18 protein-coding genes are annotated in these 15,458 nt (G+C 65.0%); 6 read left to right on the forward strand and 12 right to left on the reverse strand.

The window, feature by feature from the left end:
* Positions 1-63: 63 nt before the first annotated feature.
* Both AC1DNG_RS01980 and AC1DNG_RS01985 read right to left on the reverse strand, forming a co-directional pair.
* Entirely contained in the window at positions 64-786 is a 723-nt protein-coding gene (locus AC1DNG_RS01980; RefSeq protein WP_476872462.1) for an AAA family ATPase, read from the reverse strand.
* Between the two features lie 123 nt (positions 787-909).
* Positions 910-1,335 (reverse strand): GNAT family N-acetyltransferase, encoded by a 426-nt coding sequence (locus AC1DNG_RS01985; RefSeq protein ID WP_476855800.1) that lies wholly within the window; start codon positions 1,333-1,335, stop codon positions 910-912.
* Positions 1,336-1,526: 191 nt separating this feature from the next.
* Here AC1DNG_RS01985 and AC1DNG_RS01990 point away from each other — a divergent pair, with 191 nt between their 5' ends.
* Positions 1,527-1,856 carry a hypothetical protein gene (locus AC1DNG_RS01990; protein ID WP_476872463.1) on the forward strand — a complete coding sequence of 110 codons (330 nt, stop codon included), beginning with the start codon at positions 1,527-1,529 and terminating at the stop codon, positions 1,854-1,856.
* 37 nt (positions 1,857-1,893) lie between these two features.
* Here AC1DNG_RS01990 and AC1DNG_RS01995 read toward each other — a convergent pair whose 3' ends face one another.
* On the reverse strand, positions 1,894-2,589 hold the full coding sequence (locus tag AC1DNG_RS01995) for a class I SAM-dependent methyltransferase (RefSeq protein ID WP_476872464.1): 696 nt from the start codon (positions 2,587-2,589) through the stop codon (positions 1,894-1,896).
* A 96-nt stretch (positions 2,590-2,685) separates the two neighbouring features.
* Between AC1DNG_RS01995 and AC1DNG_RS02000 the strand changes: the two genes are divergently transcribed.
* Positions 2,686-3,276 (forward strand): helix-turn-helix domain-containing protein, encoded by a 591-nt coding sequence (locus AC1DNG_RS02000; protein ID WP_459384676.1) that lies wholly within the window; start codon positions 2,686-2,688, stop codon positions 3,274-3,276.
* Positions 3,277-3,299: 23 nt separating this feature from the next.
* Here the strand turns inward: AC1DNG_RS02000 and AC1DNG_RS02005 are convergent, their stop codons facing one another.
* From AC1DNG_RS02005 to AC1DNG_RS02040, 8 genes are all read right to left on the reverse strand, one after another.
* Positions 3,300-3,839, reverse strand: coding sequence for a dihydrofolate reductase family protein (locus tag AC1DNG_RS02005; RefSeq protein WP_476855802.1), 540 nt, complete (start codon positions 3,837-3,839; stop codon positions 3,300-3,302).
* 32 nt (positions 3,840-3,871) lie between these two features.
* The gene (locus tag AC1DNG_RS02010; protein ID WP_476872465.1) at positions 3,872-4,324 is read right to left on the reverse strand and encodes a hypothetical protein; all 453 of its coding nucleotides are present in this window, start codon (positions 4,322-4,324) and stop codon (positions 3,872-3,874) included.
* 215 nt (positions 4,325-4,539) lie between these two features.
* Positions 4,540-7,185: a PEP/pyruvate-binding domain-containing protein gene (locus AC1DNG_RS02015; protein ID WP_476886503.1), complete on the reverse strand. Its 2,646-nt coding sequence runs from the start codon at positions 7,183-7,185 to the stop codon at positions 4,540-4,542.
* Positions 7,186-7,424: 239 nt separating this feature from the next.
* A complete protein-coding gene (locus AC1DNG_RS02020; protein ID WP_476886504.1) occupies positions 7,425-8,384 on the reverse strand; it encodes a PRC and DUF2382 domain-containing protein in 960 nt (319 codons plus the stop codon).
* Positions 8,385-8,988: 604 nt separating this feature from the next.
* Entirely contained in the window at positions 8,989-9,336 is a 348-nt protein-coding gene (locus tag AC1DNG_RS02025) for a hypothetical protein (protein ID WP_476858480.1), read from the reverse strand.
* A gap of 159 nt (positions 9,337-9,495) precedes the next feature.
* Positions 9,496-9,942 (reverse strand): Hsp20/alpha crystallin family protein, encoded by a 447-nt coding sequence (locus AC1DNG_RS02030; RefSeq protein ID WP_476849222.1) that lies wholly within the window; start codon positions 9,940-9,942, stop codon positions 9,496-9,498.
* A gap of 326 nt (positions 9,943-10,268) precedes the next feature.
* Positions 10,269-10,535 (reverse strand): GlsB/YeaQ/YmgE family stress response membrane protein, encoded by a 267-nt coding sequence (locus AC1DNG_RS02035; protein WP_028276267.1) that lies wholly within the window; start codon positions 10,533-10,535, stop codon positions 10,269-10,271.
* 202 nt (positions 10,536-10,737) lie between these two features.
* Positions 10,738-11,241 carry a MarR family winged helix-turn-helix transcriptional regulator gene (locus AC1DNG_RS02040; protein ID WP_476855806.1) on the reverse strand — a complete coding sequence of 168 codons (504 nt, stop codon included), beginning with the start codon at positions 11,239-11,241 and terminating at the stop codon, positions 10,738-10,740.
* Between the two features lie 316 nt (positions 11,242-11,557).
* On the opposite strand from AC1DNG_RS02040, the gene AC1DNG_RS02045 reads away from it, so the two are divergent.
* The 4 genes from AC1DNG_RS02045 (at position 11,558) to AC1DNG_RS02060 (ending at position 14,674) form a co-directional block, all read left to right on the forward strand.
* On the forward strand, positions 11,558-12,397 hold the full coding sequence (locus tag AC1DNG_RS02045; RefSeq protein ID WP_476870862.1) for an ATP synthase subunit B family protein: 840 nt from the start codon (positions 11,558-11,560) through the stop codon (positions 12,395-12,397).
* Between the two features lie 8 nt (positions 12,398-12,405).
* Positions 12,406-12,807 (forward strand): phage holin family protein, encoded by a 402-nt coding sequence (locus tag AC1DNG_RS02050; RefSeq protein WP_043435594.1) that lies wholly within the window; start codon positions 12,406-12,408, stop codon positions 12,805-12,807.
* A gap of 18 nt (positions 12,808-12,825) precedes the next feature.
* Positions 12,826-13,434, forward strand: coding sequence for a DUF3618 domain-containing protein (locus AC1DNG_RS02055; protein ID WP_476870861.1), 609 nt, complete (start codon positions 12,826-12,828; stop codon positions 13,432-13,434).
* Positions 13,435-13,516: 82 nt separating this feature from the next.
* Positions 13,517-14,674: a YihY/virulence factor BrkB family protein gene (locus AC1DNG_RS02060; RefSeq protein WP_476849218.1), complete on the forward strand. Its 1,158-nt coding sequence runs from the start codon at positions 13,517-13,519 to the stop codon at positions 14,672-14,674.
* Here AC1DNG_RS02060 and AC1DNG_RS02065 read toward each other — a convergent pair.
* Complete coding sequence (locus tag AC1DNG_RS02065; protein ID WP_476886505.1) at positions 14,671-15,318, reverse strand: CG0192-related protein; 648 nt, start codon at positions 15,316-15,318, stop codon at positions 14,671-14,673. The two genes, AC1DNG_RS02060 and AC1DNG_RS02065, sit on opposite strands and share 4 nt — an antisense overlap.
* Positions 15,319-15,458: the final 140 nt, after the last annotated feature.

Raw genomic sequence — 15,458 nt, forward strand, 5'->3', positions numbered from 1 at the left:
TGTGGCGTTGTCTGGCATTTTCCGTTCGGGGACGCCGTTAGTTCAACCCCGACCGGGCCGGCCTTATAGGTGTCTCAGGTATCTTTCGGGGGAGTCCATGAATGATCGCCAGTTGGAAACCAGATCGAGGTCCGACCATTCCTGCTGCCGAAGTCCCCACGGGCCGACTTCGAGAATCTGCGCGCCTGGAAGCGCTGCAAGAACTGGGGAGTGCGTGGACATGATGACTTGCGAGGAGCCTTCGGCGAGGAGATCTTTCAAGACCGCAAGGAGGCTGAGGCATCCCGCGAAGGACAGCGCTGATTCCGGTTCATCGAGCACCCACAATCCGGGTCCCCGGAAACGATCCACGGCCAGTTCCAGGAACGATTCACCGTGTGACATGTCGTGGAACGAGATGTCCGGACCCGCGGTGCTCGGGTTCTTCTCGAGGTAGGTGAAGAAGCCGTGCATGGTTTCCGCGCGCAGGAAGTAGCCGCGTCTTGTGGCGCCGGCGGTGCGGACAAGCTGCAGGTGATCGGCAAGTATGGACTCCGTGGATCGGGTGCTGTGGCGGGCGCCTGTAGATCCGCCTTCTGGAGACAAGCCATAAGCCAGTGCGATGGCTTCCACGAGAGTGGATTTTCCCGACCCATTTTCGCCTACGAAGATTGTGGCCGGGGTCAGGTCGAGCCCTTGGTCCAGAACCTGTGCGACAGGGAGCAGGTTGCCTGGCCACCGACGGCGGTCGAGGACGTGGGCCGGGTCTTCGGCCAACCGTCTGATCGGAAAGCTAGGCGGGGGCATGCCCCATTCTTACAGGCACCTCTCGCGGTCCTGCCCCACCGGGCAGGGTCACTGGGGAGTTCGCAGCGGCTCATTACGAAAGGTCCTGGAACATACCAGTCATTTCGAACTGAAACTCCGGGACTACCGAAATAGAGCGAAGACACGCACGGGTTCCGGAGCGAAGTTCGACCCCTCCGTAAAACCCATGGCTTCGTAGAAGGCGCGTTGCCCCGGTTCATTGTCAGTGATGAGTACTGTTTGCCGGACATGCGCGTATCGTGCCGTGACGTGCTCGACCAGAGCCCGGCCTACGCCCGTGCCTTGGAAAGGCGGCCGTACAAGGATGTCCTGCAGATAGCAGATGGTCGCATCGTCGGACACAACCCTCGCGAGGCCAACAAGCTCACCATCCGCAGTCCGGGCCGTCACGACAAACGAGGAACTTCGGATCGCTCTGGCGAGCAGTTCCGGATCCCGGGTATAGGCGGCCCACCCCACAGATTCGTACAACGAGAGAACCTCGGCATCGGAAAACTCGTTGGATGTGAGGATGCTGAACGCCGGCATCCGACCAGTGTTGCATGGCCTTGCCATTTGTTCATGGACACCGTGCGCAACTCCGATTACGGCGCCGACGAGAACGATCCGAAGGTCGCCCAGATCGAGCGCGAGGACCCGCTCGGCGGGTCCGGAGCATCCACATTCTGATTAGCTGGAACCCTCGGCGCTGAGAGGCACCCGGTGGCAGACTTTCTGCCATGGAGCCCATGGATTGTCTGGTCATTTACGTCCCCACCAACTCTGCGCCCGCGGTCCGGCAGGCCATTGGCGACGCCGGGGCGGGCAGGCTGGGCAATTACTCCCACTGCTCGTTCAGCCTCGACGGCACCGGGCGTTTTACCCCGTTGCCCGGCGCGAACCCGTCCGTCGGCGTCGTCGGTTCCCCCGAGGAGGTGCCGGAAACCCGGATCGAGGCCATTTTCCCCCGCTCCCGGCGTAACGCCGTCGTCAATGCCGCGTTGTCCGTTCATCCGTACGAGACGCCGGCGTTCATGACCTACCCGGTAGATGCCAGCCGGCCGGACTGAGCAACACCGGGGGTGCAGCGCGGCGGAAACTGTGAGGTCACCCGCGCCGGGTGGCACGCACGACGACGTCGTGCAGCGGCAACGCACGGTCACCGGGTCCGGGGAGTGTCCGCGTGATCTCCTCGGCACTCGTGATGCTCCATACGGCAGCGTTGAGACCCCCGGTGATGTCCGCGAGGGTGACAGTCGCTTCCGGGGGAGGGCGGTGCCCGTGCCCCGGGGAGGCGGGAGCGTGCAGGTGCCCGACGATCAACAGCGTGCCGCCGGGGGCTACCCAATCCGAAATGCGTTCGTAGAAGGCAAGTTGCGGCATCGCCGGGTGAGCGTAGTGGGTGGTCACAAGGTCGAACCGATCACCCGGTGCCCATGACGTCAGGTCCGCCTCGACCCAGGTCACCGCGCCGGACACAGACTGCCCTTCGGCACGCTCGGCCGCTTGGGCGAGGGCAGCGCCGGAGATGTCGGCGCCGGTGACCTGCCAGCCGTGCGCGGCGAGCCAGGTCGCCTCTGCCCCTGTCCCGCACCCGGCATCCAGCGCCGTTCCCGGTGCGATTCCGCTGGTTTCGCGGATGAGATGCGGGTTCGGGGCAGCCCCTCCCGAATCTGCCTGGGCGGGATCGTGGGCATGCTCCCAGTGCTGTTGCCAGTAGTCCTTGTCGAAGCTGTGCGTCATCGCGTCACCGTCGCGTCCGCCCGCTGCTTCCCCTGGCGATGTCTTTGCCGTCCCGGCCATGTGGAACCCCTTGCGATCTGATGTGCCTTCAGATTCCATGCTCCCGGGCCGGCAGGTGGATGTGCAAGCGGTATTGCCGAATGGCAAAATAGCCTCATGAATGACGATCTCGACCACACACTCAGCGCCGTCGGGCCGCGCCTCAAGCGCCTGCGACTCCGCCGGGACGTCACCCTCGCAGACCTCGCCGAGCAGACAGGCATCTCCGCCAGCACACTCTCCAGACTCGAAGCAGGCCTGCGGCGGCCCACTCTCGAGCAGCTGCTCCCGCTGGCCCGCGTGCACGGGGTAACCCTCGACGAACTCGTCGATGCGCCGCCGACCGGCGACCCCCGGCTCAATCTGCGTCCCGTCGCCGGTCCGGACGGGTCGACGATCTTGCCTCTCACGCGCCGCCCGGGCGGCATTCAGGCCTACAAGTTCATCCTCCCCAAGGGCAGGGATGGGCAGGAGCCTCAGCTGCGTACCCACGAAGGCTACGACTGGGCCTATGTCCTCAATGGCACCTTGCGCCTGGTCCTCGGTGAACATGACCTGATCCTGAGGCCCGGCGAAGCCGTGGAGTTCGACACCCGAACCCCGCACTGGTTCGGCGCAACCAGCGCCGGTCCGGTCGAATTCCTCAGCCTTATCGGCAAACAAGGTCAGCGCACCCATGTCCGGGCGGCACCCAAGCGCGATAGCTAGGCGCATCCTCTGATGTGCTCTCCTTAGGACCCTGCCGGCGCCATTCGGAGGGCCAGCATCCCGCCTTCGAGGAGTTCAAGTTCGACGATCCGCAATGTGTGCCGGGTTCCGTCCTCCGGCAGCATTTTCTTGCCACGCCCGAGCACGATGGGGGAGACCAGCAGGACGTACTCGTCCACGAGGTTCTCCTCCATGAGCGTCTTGGTCAGCGTCGGGCTTCCCCACACGAGCACGTTCTCCCGCTCGCGAAGCTCGCGGACCTGGCCGGGTATGTCGTCGGCGATAATCGTGCTGTTGTTCCAGCCGGCGTGGTCCAGTGTGGTCGACACGACATACTTCGGCATCGCGTTGAAAGTGTCGGCGGTGAAGTCGCCCGACCGCGACGGCCAGGAGGCGGCGAAGCCGTCATAGGTGACCCGGCCGAGCAGCATCGAATCCGCCCCGGCCAGAACTTGTTCGTTGTAGGCCACGGTGGCGTCGCTGAAGAACGGGCCCGACCAGAGCTGGGGCTCCTCGGCGACGTTGTCCAGAGTGGAAAAAGCCGTCACTGTCAGCTTGCCCATGAAGATCTCCTTCAGGTTGCGGCGCCTGGCTATTATCCGCGGTTTCGGAGCCGGAGTGTTCGGGCCTCGTGGATGGCGGCCAGGGCAACTGCGCTGGCGGCGAGCCTGAGGGCGTGGACCCTGTACCACCGCTTCAGCAGGGGGTTGCGGCGCGTCTCACTGAGCGGTTGCGGGCTGAAGAACAGGTCGGGGTTGATGGACCGGAGCAGATAGGCGGTCGCGGCCGCACCCGTCGTCGAGCTGGCCGCAGCGACTAGCAGCCATGGCCTGTTGTCGGCATGATTCCAGCCTGCCACGAGGGCACCGATTGCCGCCGGCGCATTGATCGGTGCAATCGGTGCGTAATAACGGCCCGGGCTTCCCGCCCCAAAGGGCGAGCGGGGCAGTTCACGGCTTGCTTCCGCCGCCGCGACGCGGTGCGGGATTTTGACGAGGACCTCATATAGATTGCCGAAAAACCAATGCGCGTGACTGAACTCCGCCACGCCCAAGATCCGATCAGCGAATAAATCCCGGCGGCCCGAGGAAGCCTGTCCCATGCCCACAATCTACCGCCGATGCCCACCGCCGGGCCATGGTGACCAGCTCGCGCGCCCCGGGGCGGAGAGTGCAGAACCCCGCGCTGTTGCCGTCAGTTCTGCTGAAATTCTGGCTGGCCTCCGTGGTCGGCGGAACTCGGGGAACTGTCCTGAGAACGCGGTCAGTCTGCGACCGTGACGGTGCCGGCGTCGCCGTCAACGCGGATCCGTTGGCCGCTGGTGAGCCGCTGGGTGGCCACACCGGTGCCAAGCACGGCCGGGATGCCGTACTCGCGGGCCACGATCGAGCTGTGGCTCAACGGCCCGCCGACGTCGGTCACCACGGCGGAGGCCATCGCGAACAGCGAGGTCCAGGCCGGGGTGGTGATGCGGGCTACCAGGACGTCCCCGGGCTCCATCAGACCGAAATCCTGCGGGCCCCTCAGGACGCGGGCCGGGGCGGTGACCCGGCCGGCGCTGGCGCCGACGCCCTTGATGGCGTCGCCGAGCTGGTCCTGTGGGCCTGCCGGCATCATTGAGCCGAAGGCCCGCTCCATCCACCGGCTCTCCGGCAACAGCTGCGGGGCAGCGGCCTTGGCCTGGCCCCGCCACAGCATCTTGCGCCCCTCGACGGCGCCGGCGCGGACGGGCCGGTCTGCCCCGGTAATTGCCACGGCTGCCGGTGTGCCCGACCCGGCAAGGCCGAACTCGACGGCGCTGCGCAACTCTCGGTGGCGCAGCCAGAACACGTCGGCGGGCTCGGCGATGACAGCGGAGCCGACGAGCCGTCGTCCGAGCTCGAACAGCATCCGCCGCAGCAGCGGCCACGCCAGTCCGACGTCGGCAAGGGCGTCCTCGCGGATCGGAGCCGCATTTTGCGCCCACCGAAGCAGCCGGAGGAATGCGGCCCGGCGCCGCGGCCCGAGCCGGGCGATGATTTGGCTGGTTTCATCTTCGCGGCGGGCGGCCGAGAGCCGCTGGCGCTCGTATGGGTCATTGCCATGTCCCCGCAGGTAAAACTTCACGGTCTCCAGCAGCGGCGAGGGATCGTCAGCAGGCACCGGACTGACGAAGTCCAGGTTATAGACCGCATGGCCGAACCGGCCGAGGTGCTCCTGGAAGCGGGCCTGCCATTGCTGCCAGGGTGCCGGGTCCACTCCGGCAGGCGTGGACCCGGTGCGTTGCGGCCCGGCCAGCGCAGCGGTGGGGGCGTTGAGGATCGCCGGGGCCAGCCCCGGGACGTCCCGGGCCCAGGCTGCGAGGTCGTATAGCGACTTCTCTGCGCGGATGGGTTCGCTGTCGTAACCAAGGAGGAAGGTCTGGGCGGGGGGATCGCCGTCGCGCCGAACGAACTTGTCGTAGTAGGCCCGGAAGGAGATTTCGCTTGTTGCGGCGATCGGAATGATGGACTGCACGGCCGTGTAGTACACCGTGCCGGCGTCAAGCAGCGTCTGAACACCCGCCAGCAGTTCCTCTCCGGAGAGATCCCCGACGGGCTTCGCGGACCAGTCCTTGATCACCTGCTCGTAGCGGGGATGCGAAAATTCCCGCCAGCCGGCCACTCCCATATGCGCCTTGCCACGGGCCAGCGCACGCATCGCCGTCAGCGACTTGCCCATCACCCGCCACATTCCCGAGTTGCGGTAGTAGTAATAGGCGTAGCCGTTGATAGTGGGCAGCCCGACGTCGTCCTCGCGGATGACCTCCTTGCCGACGGCGCCGGCCATCAGGGCCCTCAGCGACCGTGACACCGAGCCGTCAATGAGGTCGGCGAACAGCGGTGAGAGCGGATCGGGCAGCTGTTCAACGATGCTTGCCCGGAAGTAGAGCCCGTGCCGGTAGGGCACCGGCCAGGTGTCCGGGATGTCGGCTGCCGGTTCGGGCAGAGCGGTGATGGGCCGGGATTGCAGGATGAAGAACTCGCCACCGGCGCGTGCCCACTCGATGTCCTGCGGCGTCCCGAAATGCTCCGCGATCCGTGTTCCGTAGCCGGCCAGCTCAGCCGCCGCCGGGTCGTCCAATACGGCCTGCCGGCGGCGCGTCGCCGTCACCGGCTGCTCCAGGGTGCCGCGCTCCGCGTAGACGGTCATGACCTCCTTGTCAGCTGTCCGGCGCGACAGCACACGGCCCGTCCCCGCTTCCACGACGACGTCGTCCGTGGTGACCGATCCGCTGACAACGGACTCGCCCAGGCCCCACGCGGCACTGATCACCGTCTGGTCGCGGCGCCCGTTGGCCGGATTGGCGGTGAACATCACCCCGGCGGCCTCGGCGTCGACCATCTGTTGGACCACGACGGCGAGGCGCACCGTGTCCGGGTCGATGCCTTCACGGGCGCGGTAGGCCATGGCACGCGCCGTCCACAGGGAGGCCCAGCACTCGGTCACGGCCGCGGCCACAGCCTCCGTCCCCCGGACGTTGAGGTAGGTTTCCTGTTGCCCGGCGAAGCTGGCTGAGGCGAGGTCCTCGGCCGTGGCGGAGGAGCGCACCGCCACGGCTGTGCCTCCGTCGCCGAGCCTGCCGTAGGCGGCGCCGAGCTCCGCCGCGATGGCGTGCGGCATGGTGCCGCTGGTGAAAAGGGCGCGGATCCGGTTCGAGGCTTCCTCGTAGTCCTGTGGTGCCGCGTGTGGCGACAGTACGGCAAGTTCATGGATGCCGGCCTCGAGATGGTTGGCAGTCACATAGTCCGCGTAGGCTGCGGTGTTCAGCACGAACCCCGGCGGGACCGGGAGCCCTCCCTGGCTGAGGCCGCCCAGTCCGACGCCCTTGCCGCCTGCCACGGCGACGTCGCCGCGCCCCACATCGCCGAAGTTGTTGATGTAGGTCATGACCTCGAGTCCTTTCCGCCCGGAGCCAGGCTCCGTGGTTCAGCCTGATTCCCAACATACTGGCACTGCCGCAGGCGAGAGGCCATAGCCGTACCGGTGGGCAGGGGATCCAGTTAATCCAACCGGCCGAGGGGTGTGGCCGGGGGGCCACCAATCGCTCGCACCCCCGTTCCGACAACAAAATGCCCGGGGCTATGGGTCGCAGCCCTTGCCCCGGGCATCTAAAACAATCCGCATGTTCAGCCGCGGCTGGCGTCGGTTCCCTCGGAGCCCTCTGATCCCTCGCTGTCCTCGCCGTCAAAGTGTTCCTTGTGGACCTTCTCACGGATGGTGACTTCATCTGCGACCGTTTCAGTAACGATGCGGACCCGTTCAACCGGGACGGTCTCCTTGGTCACTATGACTCGCTCTTCGTGAAGGATTACCTCGTCGTCGCTGGCCGGACGGTTCGAGACCTCGTCGCGGTCTTCCTCGGCAATCGGTTCCCGCTCGATACGAACCTCTTCGCGCTGCACTGGCACCGTCCTGGTGACGGTTTCCGTCGTGACGTATTTGCGCAGGCGCCCCCGGCCCGTGGCGTCGCGGGTTTCGGCGCGGTCCTTATCGGTGTCCTGTGGTGTGGCTGGGGTAGGGGCGGTGTCGGTGGCCGGCGTGGTGGTGCCGTATCCGGCTGTGCCGGCGGCGTCGCGGGTTTCGGCGCGGTCGGTTTCGGGGGTTTCCTGCCGTGTCGTGGGTGGCGTTGCGGCGTCGGTGGTGGGTGACGCTGTGCCGTATCCCGCTGGGCTGGTGGCGTCGCGGGTCTCGGCGCGGTCCGTTCTGGAGGCGTCCTGTCGTGTGGCGGATGCTTCGTCAGCTGTATCCGCGTCGGTGTAGGCGCGTCCGCTGTCCATCCGGTAATGCTGGTAGAGCCGGTCTTCCTCGGCAGGCTCCAGAGGCCGATCGGCGTCGATCCTTGGCGCGTCCTTGACCTGATTTTTGTTGTACGGGACGACGATGTCATTGCCCTCCAGCCGAGCACCCTCGAGGGGAACAAATGATTCGGACATCCCGAACAGGCCCGTACGGACGGTTACCCAGCTGGGCTGGCCGGCTTCGTTGTCTACGAACACCTGGCCGATGGAGCCGATCTTTTCTCCGTCTCCCGACAGGACATTTGCGCCTTGGCTGAGCAGACGGTTAATTTGTTCGGTGGTGAGCATGACGTCTCCTTGGATCTCTTAGGTTGAAATAGTGGGTCCGATCGGGAGCCCTTGATGGGTCGCCCGACCGGTACCGGACAGGTCGCTTTGGTGCTGTCCGGTGCTTGGGAAGCGTACGCGGCAATGCGAACCACGGGAGGGGGCGATGATTAGTCGGCAGTGCGCTCAGCTGAGGTTTTCCGAGGCCGACCCGCAGTTCTGGCAAGGTTGGGGTCCTGCGCGAGACCTTCGCGAGCGGGGGCCTGAAGTCGAAAGGGAGCGCAGACTGGGGATGAACGTTGTCGCCACCGCCAGTCCGGCTTGGAGCCGGTGGGAAATGTCCAATGGAATGCGCCGCCATTCGATCAGGAGGCTGGGACCGGTCCCGTTGCGCAGGGAGTTCTCCTGCGCCGTTTTTCGTGTTATATCACGAGCCCGGTTAGATTAGGAAGCCCCCTTATGAATAGGTGATCTCCCGGTGGTTGGGCTCCGCCGGAGGGCACACGGGGGAAGCCCGGGCGCCCAGGAGACGGCCCGGTGAGGACACCCGCGGCGGGCATTCCGGGCCGTACAGGTGGGGCCTTGCGCGAGGCGATGGCGGAAAGAGAATTGTGCTGGCCCAGGTCTAGTCTTGGTCCAGTTCGTCGAGTAGGGACTTCGCTGCGGCGGCGACGTCGTCGTGGTTATTCTGGGCGGCCCGGCTCTCGATGGCGAGAATCGCGCAGCGATGCAGCCGGCGGAAATCACCGAAGGGAAAGCTGTAGCGCCCCTTCGTGTCGTGCGTCTTCTCGGCGTCTTCGCCCAGATGCCACGTGCCGTACTCCTTGTACCCGTGCTTGTCGATGAATGCATTTTCTGTCTCAGCGTCGGGCGCGTGCTCGCTCCAATCGTCACGGGTATCCCGGGCAAACCTCGAGTCCTTGATGAGCTGCCGAGCATGACGCAGCGCCGCGTCGTTGATCTTGATAGTCATGAGATGGTTTCCGCTCTGTGGCAATTTTCGGAGGCGGGGGCTGCGGAGGCCGTGGCGACGCAGGGCACCGGAAAGAATACCGATGGCCCCCTACGCCATGCCAGAAGGAGCCCGTGGTCGCTGGTCGGTGCCGGGCGAGTCAAGTGCCGAAAATGCCGTTCAGGTCACGAAGTTCTCTGGTGCTTCCGGTGACTGGTTTCCACCGCGGGAGACATGGACTTTCGTGGCGGACGGTCCGGACTGCTCCGGGATCTGGGCGCGGATTTCCAAGACACCGTCGATGTAGCTGGCCTCGACGGTGTCGGGGTCCGCGCCGCGGGGCAGCGGGACGCTTCGCGAATATTCGCCGTACCGCACTTCGCTTCGGTAACCCGGTTGATCCTTGTGCGCGGGCTCGGTGCGCCGGGCAGCGATATTCAAGTTGCCCTCGGTGACGGTGATATCGATGTCCTTGTCCGGGTCGATGCCGGGGATATCGGTTCTGACCACCAAGGTGTTTCCGTCCCGGTATTCCTCGACCCTGAGCCAGGTGTCCGTCTCGCCTTGCAGGAAGCGCCGGACTGGTTCGGGCACGTCGATGCCTGTGCGGCGGAATAGGTTGTCCATGTCTATCTCCTTGCTGTTTAGCATCTCTGGTCGCATGGTGTCGGATGCGCGCGGAGCAATGACTTCTGCCGCTTTGGCGATTACTACTTACGACAGCGGAACCGGCCGCCGGGGCTGCGCCCGGAGGCTTTCAAAGCTTGTTCTCGACGAAGCGTTGCGGGCGGGCGCCCGGCATGAGGTCAACCGTCATGCCGTTGGACTCGGCGGCGCGGGCCGAGAAACGCCGGGTGGTTCCTCCCGGGGTGTTTCAGCAGCGGCCCGCAGCCGTCTAACAGAAGTCGCAGGGCGTCCTCAGTGGCAGCCCTGCATCCGGAGGATCGAGGCTGCTACGCCCTGGTCCTCCGACCGGCAAGAGCCCCATAGATCAGGAGCACAATAACGGCCCCGAGGATGGAGAGGAGCCAGGTCCGCAGGTCAAAGAAGTCAGCGAGCCCTCCGCCGAAGATCAACGAGCCGATCCAACCTCCGAGGATTGCGCCCACGACGCCAACAACGAGTGTAATCAGCCAGCCGCCTCCTTGACGGCCGGGAAGGACCGCCTTGGCGATAGCTCCAGCGATAAGGCCGAGAATGAGAAAAGCGAGAATTCCCATCTTTGTACTTCCTTTCGGTAGACCGGTCGTGGAATGCGGCCGTAACGGCGATTTAATCAGCATGCATAGTAACGCGCAATACCCGGCTCATGGGCCTTCTGTCTTGCTCGCCCCTTGCCGGTCCGAACTGCAATGGAAGCGCCGACTGCCCGTGGGCGCCGGGCGGGGGAGGCCCAGAGGCACCCAGCCGCGGGCGGCTAGTTCATTGGCGCCGGAGGCCGTCTTGGGCAGGGGAGGGCACGTCGAGCCTGGAGTTCCCGGTCGTGGAGCCTTGGGTGCCGGGCCGTGGAGCCTGGAAGAAATCCACAAACCGGGCGAGTTGCTCAGACAGGGCCTCCCACCCGTCGAAGTCGGCAGGAACGGCTGCGCGCTCAGCCTGGGAGGCTGCTTGCAGTGCGGCTGTGCCGGCGTCGGTAATCTCGACCTGAAATTGGCGCCGATCGTCCGGGTTGCGCGTCCTGGTGACCAGACCCGCGTCCTCGAGCCGGGCAAGGACGCGGCCGAGCGTTTGGCTTTGGACATGAACTCTTGCGGCGAGCTGTTCCTGGTACATGGGGCGGGGAGCCACGGCTTCCAGTGCGATGACGGCGGCACGCGTCAATCCCAGTGGCGCCAGGGCATCGTCGTGGAGGCGTTGCACTAAACGGGCCGCTGCGGTTAGAAGCCGGTAAACGTCCCGGGCGTGGGGCTCGCGGGCGAGGATCACGAAGACGACCTTCCTGATTGGGTGGCAACGAAAGTCACGCTACCTGCGACGGCGGCACAAAGCGCCGACGCTGGACCCCCACCATATGCATGCCGGACTCCTTTTTGGCAAGTATGCTTACTATTTTTCACGCGCGGCTTGCAGTGCGCGCCGCGCGTCACCAGGCGGGCGGGAGGCGGCCCGTCCGATTTTCGATCGAGGCCTTGCGCGACATATAGCAAGTGTGCTTAGTATTTAGTTAGTAACCGTGCTTACTAATTTCATCCGGTAGCGCTAGTCACGATCCCAAGCGGACCATTCCTGAAAGAGAGCAACGATGACACAGAACCCATGGGCCCAGGCAGCACCCGAAGCTTCCCCGGACCGGTACGCCGGCGTTGGAGTTGTGCCCCCACAAGGCACGGGACGCGCTGACTCTAAACAGGAAGCGGCCAAGGACGAAGCTGCGGACGTAACGCGGCACGCGGCAGATGCTGCCCAGAACGTCGCCGAGACGGCTAAGACGGAGGCAGTCAACGTTGCCGCCGAGGTCAAGACCAATGCCCGGGACCTGCTTCACCAGGCCAAGTCCGATCTCACCGAGCAGGCAGGAACCCAGCAGCAGAAGGTCGCCGAAGGTCTGCGGTCCGTCGCCGGCGAACTGCATTCCATGGCTGCCGCCTCCGACCAGCCCGGCGTGGCCACCGACCTTGTCCGCCAAGCTGCCGAGCGGTCCTCCGCTGTTGCGTCCTGGCTCGATGGCCGGGATCCGGGTTCGCTGCTGACCGAGGTTAAGTCCTTTGCCCGCCAGCGCCCGGGAACCTTCCTCCTGCTCGCGGCCGGAGCCGGTGTTCTGGCCGGGCGTCTCAGCCGCAGCTTGAGCGCCGGCGCCCCCGAAGCGACGGGCGCTACCGCTACGGGCACGTCCAATGGCGGCCGGATCCCCGATACCGGGGTAGCGGTTCCGCCGCCGCCGGTACAGATGCCCGCTCCGCAAACCACGACGGCGGGCCTAGCCGACACCTACCCGCCGAATCCGCTGGACTCCGATTTGGGAACCCCCGATCCGCTCCGCGACGCCGGGCAGGGCCGCCGGTCCTCAGAGTCCGTGGCCGGTGAGCCCTTGCAGCAGGCTGATCCGCTGCGCGATGACCCCTTTGACGGTGGCCGTCGATGAGCAGCGAAATGCCCCCCACAGCCGCGCAGGCAAAGGCTGAATCGACTTCCCTGGGTGACCTCCTCGGTGAGGTCACACGGGACATGTCCACCCTGATGCGACAGGAAGTGGAACTGGCCAAGGTCGAACTTAAGCAGTCCGCCACCCGGGCAGGCAAAGGCACCGGCATGCTCGCCGGCGCCGGCGTCGCTGGCCATTTCGTGCTCCTGTTCCTGTCTTTGGCGCTCTGGTGGGCGCTGGGGATCGTAATGGGACTGGGCTGGTCCGGCGTTGTTGTCGCCGTCATCTGGGCAGTTGTGGCCGCCGTTCTGGCAGCCATGGGCCGCAAGGAACTGAACGCGATCAAGGGCATGCCGAGGACGGCTGAAACCCTCCAGGAAATCCCGCCCACCCTAAAACCCAACTCCTAGATTCAGCGAGGAAACACGATGAGTGAAAACCCGGATGTCATCCGAGCAGATATTGAAGCAACCCGTGCCCGCCTGGGCACAAACGTGGACGCCGTCGCTGACAAAGTCACGCCGTCGCATATCGTCCAGCGGCAGACGGACAGAGTCAAAGAGAACGTCAAAGACGCCGTCTTCGGAGTGAAGGATAAAGTCATGGGAGCCGCAGACCACACCGCCGACCACGTCCACTCCACCACCGGAAGCGTCGGCTCGCATGTGAGCGACGCCGGCTCCGCAGTTGCGGGCGCGCCGGGCCAGCTGAAGAACAGCACACAGGGGAACCCACTGGCTGCCGGCCTGATCGCCTTCGGTGCCGGCCTGCTCGTTTCCTCCCTGATCCCGGCCAGCCAGAAGGAGCGTGAAGCCGCTGATGCCCTCAAATCGGCGGCCGAGCCACTCACCACGGAACTGACGGACGCCGCCAAGCACGTGGCCGAAGGCCTCAAGGCGCCCGCCCAGGAAGCCATGGAGAACGTCAAGGCCACTGCCGCGGACGCAACCGATCACCTCAAGGCAGACGGGCAGGCCGCTGTGGAGGACGTCAAGGATCGGACTGCAGAAGCCAAGGACAACGTTCAGCAGGCCTGAGGCCGCGTCTGAATACGGCCGGCTGCCCTCGCTGATGCGCTGGGCGGCCGGTCATTTCCCTTAACCCCCCGAAGGAATTTCCATGGCCAAGAACCCAACCAAGGCAGAAAATGAATCCATGACCGACGCCGAAACGGACGAGAGCAGCACCGCCAAGGCCCGCACGGCACCTGCCCCGGACGACTCCCGTAAACCGGACAGTCCGGCCGACGTCACTAAGCCCTCGTGGAAGTACATCGCCAAGAAGACCCTGCGTGAGTTCACCAAGGACCAGTGCCCGGATCTCGCCGCAGCCCTGACCTATTATTCGGTTCTCTCAATTTTCCCGGCGCTGTTGGCACTCGTGTCTTTGCTGGGCATTTTCGGGCAGGCAGAGAAGACCACGTCCGCGCTTCTGGAGGTCGTCCAGGGTTTCGCGCCTGCTGAAACTGTGCAGGCGATCAAACAACCAGTCGAGCAGCTCAGCAGTTCCTCCGCTGCCGGACTCACCCTGGTACTCGGCATCCTCACCGCCCTCTGGTCCGCCTCCGGCTATGTCGGAGCCTTTGGCCGGGCCATGAACCGAATCTACGAAATCGACGAGGGGCGGCCGTTCATCAAACTTCGGGGCACGATGCTCGCCGTCACCATTGCCACCGTGCTGATCGTTCTTGTGCTTTCGGCCATGCTGGTGCTGAGCGGGCCGGTGGCCGAGGCCGTCGGCAATGCGATCGGCTTGGGCGGGGCCGTCCTGACGGCGTGGAACATTCTCAAGTGGCCGGTGATTCTGTTGCTCGTGATTCTGGCGATCGCCATCCTTTACTACGCTACGCCGAACGTGAAGCAGCCCAAGTTCCGCTGGATGAGCCTGGGTTCCGCTATCGCCTTGGTCATCTTCCTGCTGGCGTCCCTGGCCTTCGCTTTCTATGTGGCCAACTTCAATAGCTACGAGAAGACCTATGGTGCGATCGGCGGCGTCATCATCTCGCTGCTGTGGCTCTGGATCCTGAACATGTCGTTGCTGTTCGGTGCCGAGTTCGACGCCGAGATGGAGCGTGGACGCCAACTCCAGGCCGGCATTGAGGCCGAAGAGACCATCCAATTGCCGCCACGGGACACGAAACAGAGCGACAAGCTCCAGGCCCGCGAAGAAGAGGACATTCGCCGCGGGCGCGAACTGCGGGAACAGCACGGGATCCAGCCTGAACGGCAGGAAGGCAATACCCAACCCCGGAACACGGACGGAGTGGGGCGCCCCTAACCCGCGGAACTGTCAGGCATCACTAAGGCGGCGAGTTTGACGTTGTCCTTCTGACCTTCCCAGGTGCCGGTCAGAGCGAGCGGGCCGACCGGTTGCTCATCCAGGTCCAGCCGCCGGATAACAAGCAAGTGAAGGTCAGCAGTCTCGATGGCGGTGCCGGCGTCGGTGGCGCGCGGTGCCGCTGAAGAGACGTCAGGGACTGCCTCGAGTTTCGGTCCGGTGCTTCGCACGAAGACCGTCTGGGCCAGAAGTTCCAGATTTTCCCCCTTTTGGAGGTATTGCTCTGCCTGCGGCCGGCCCAGCATGATGCTCGCCGCCAGCGCTGCCACGTAGATTGGATCGGCGCAGGCATCGTAAACCCACCTCGGGCCGAGAACCGAGTGCTGCATGGTTCCGACCAACCAGGATTCCGCTCCGGCCAAGGGCTGGGCCCTGTACGTGAGTGGGACTTGAAAAGTGGAGTTGCCCACCGACACGATGATGGTTTCTATGCCGACCTCGCCGGCGGGGTCGTCGAACCGGTAGGAGCCTACTTTGTGCAGCGCTGCCGTGCCGGGTTGCGTGAACCACGGCTGGCAGGGCAGCCACTCTGCGAGAAGTTCAAGTTTCGTCGGCTGCAGTTCTGCCTGGTGGATGATCGCCATGACTGCAAGCCTAACCGTGCACTGGCGACACGTTGATCAAATAACTAGAGGAAAGGCACTGACCACTGGTTGGCGATCGCCCGGCCGAGTGTCGTTGTTCCAGATCCACTGGCGCCCATGATGAAGCGTTGAGGGTGTTC

This window comes from Arthrobacter sp. 01T425 (genome assembly GCF_056398725.1).

Excerpts from the sequence above, each read along its gene's own strand:
- AC1DNG_RS02015 (WP_476886503.1), bottom strand. The coding sequence starts at position 7,185 with ATGACCTACATCAACAACTTCGGCGATGTGGGGCGCGGCGACGTCGCC.
- AC1DNG_RS01995 (WP_476872464.1), bottom strand. The coding sequence starts at position 2,589 with ATGGCCGGGACGGCAAAGACATCGCCAGGGGAAGCAGCGGGCGGACGC.
- AC1DNG_RS02050 (WP_043435594.1), top strand. The coding sequence starts at position 12,406 with ATGCCCCCCACAGCCGCGCAGGCAAAGGCTGAATCGACTTCCCTGGGT.
- AC1DNG_RS01990 (WP_476872463.1), top strand. The coding sequence starts at position 1,527 with ATGGAGCCCATGGATTGTCTGGTCATTTACGTCCCCACCAACTCTGCG.
- AC1DNG_RS02045 (WP_476870862.1), top strand. The coding sequence starts at position 11,558 with ATGACACAGAACCCATGGGCCCAGGCAGCACCCGAAGCTTCCCCGGAC.
- AC1DNG_RS02030 (WP_476849222.1), bottom strand. The coding sequence starts at position 9,942 with ATGGACAACCTATTCCGCCGCACAGGCATCGACGTGCCCGAACCAGTC.
- AC1DNG_RS01980 (WP_476872462.1), bottom strand. The coding sequence starts at position 786 with ATGCCCCCGCCTAGCTTTCCGATCAGACGGTTGGCCGAAGACCCGGCC.
- AC1DNG_RS02000 (WP_459384676.1), top strand. The coding sequence starts at position 2,686 with ATGAATGACGATCTCGACCACACACTCAGCGCCGTCGGGCCGCGCCTC.
- AC1DNG_RS02035 (WP_028276267.1), bottom strand. The coding sequence starts at position 10,535 with ATGGGAATTCTCGCTTTTCTCATTCTCGGCCTTATCGCTGGAGCTATC.
- AC1DNG_RS02005 (WP_476855802.1), bottom strand. The coding sequence starts at position 3,839 with ATGGGCAAGCTGACAGTGACGGCTTTTTCCACTCTGGACAACGTCGCC.
- AC1DNG_RS02060 (WP_476849218.1), top strand. The coding sequence starts at position 13,517 with ATGGCCAAGAACCCAACCAAGGCAGAAAATGAATCCATGACCGACGCC.
- AC1DNG_RS02065 (WP_476886505.1), bottom strand. The coding sequence starts at position 15,318 with ATGGCGATCATCCACCAGGCAGAACTGCAGCCGACGAAACTTGAACTT.
- AC1DNG_RS02020 (WP_476886504.1), bottom strand. The coding sequence starts at position 8,384 with ATGCTCACCACCGAACAAATTAACCGTCTGCTCAGCCAAGGCGCAAAT.
- AC1DNG_RS01985 (WP_476855800.1), bottom strand. The coding sequence starts at position 1,335 with ATGCCGGCGTTCAGCATCCTCACATCCAACGAGTTTTCCGATGCCGAG.
- AC1DNG_RS02025 (WP_476858480.1), bottom strand. The coding sequence starts at position 9,336 with ATGACTATCAAGATCAACGACGCGGCGCTGCGTCATGCTCGGCAGCTC.
- AC1DNG_RS02055 (WP_476870861.1), top strand. The coding sequence starts at position 12,826 with ATGAGTGAAAACCCGGATGTCATCCGAGCAGATATTGAAGCAACCCGT.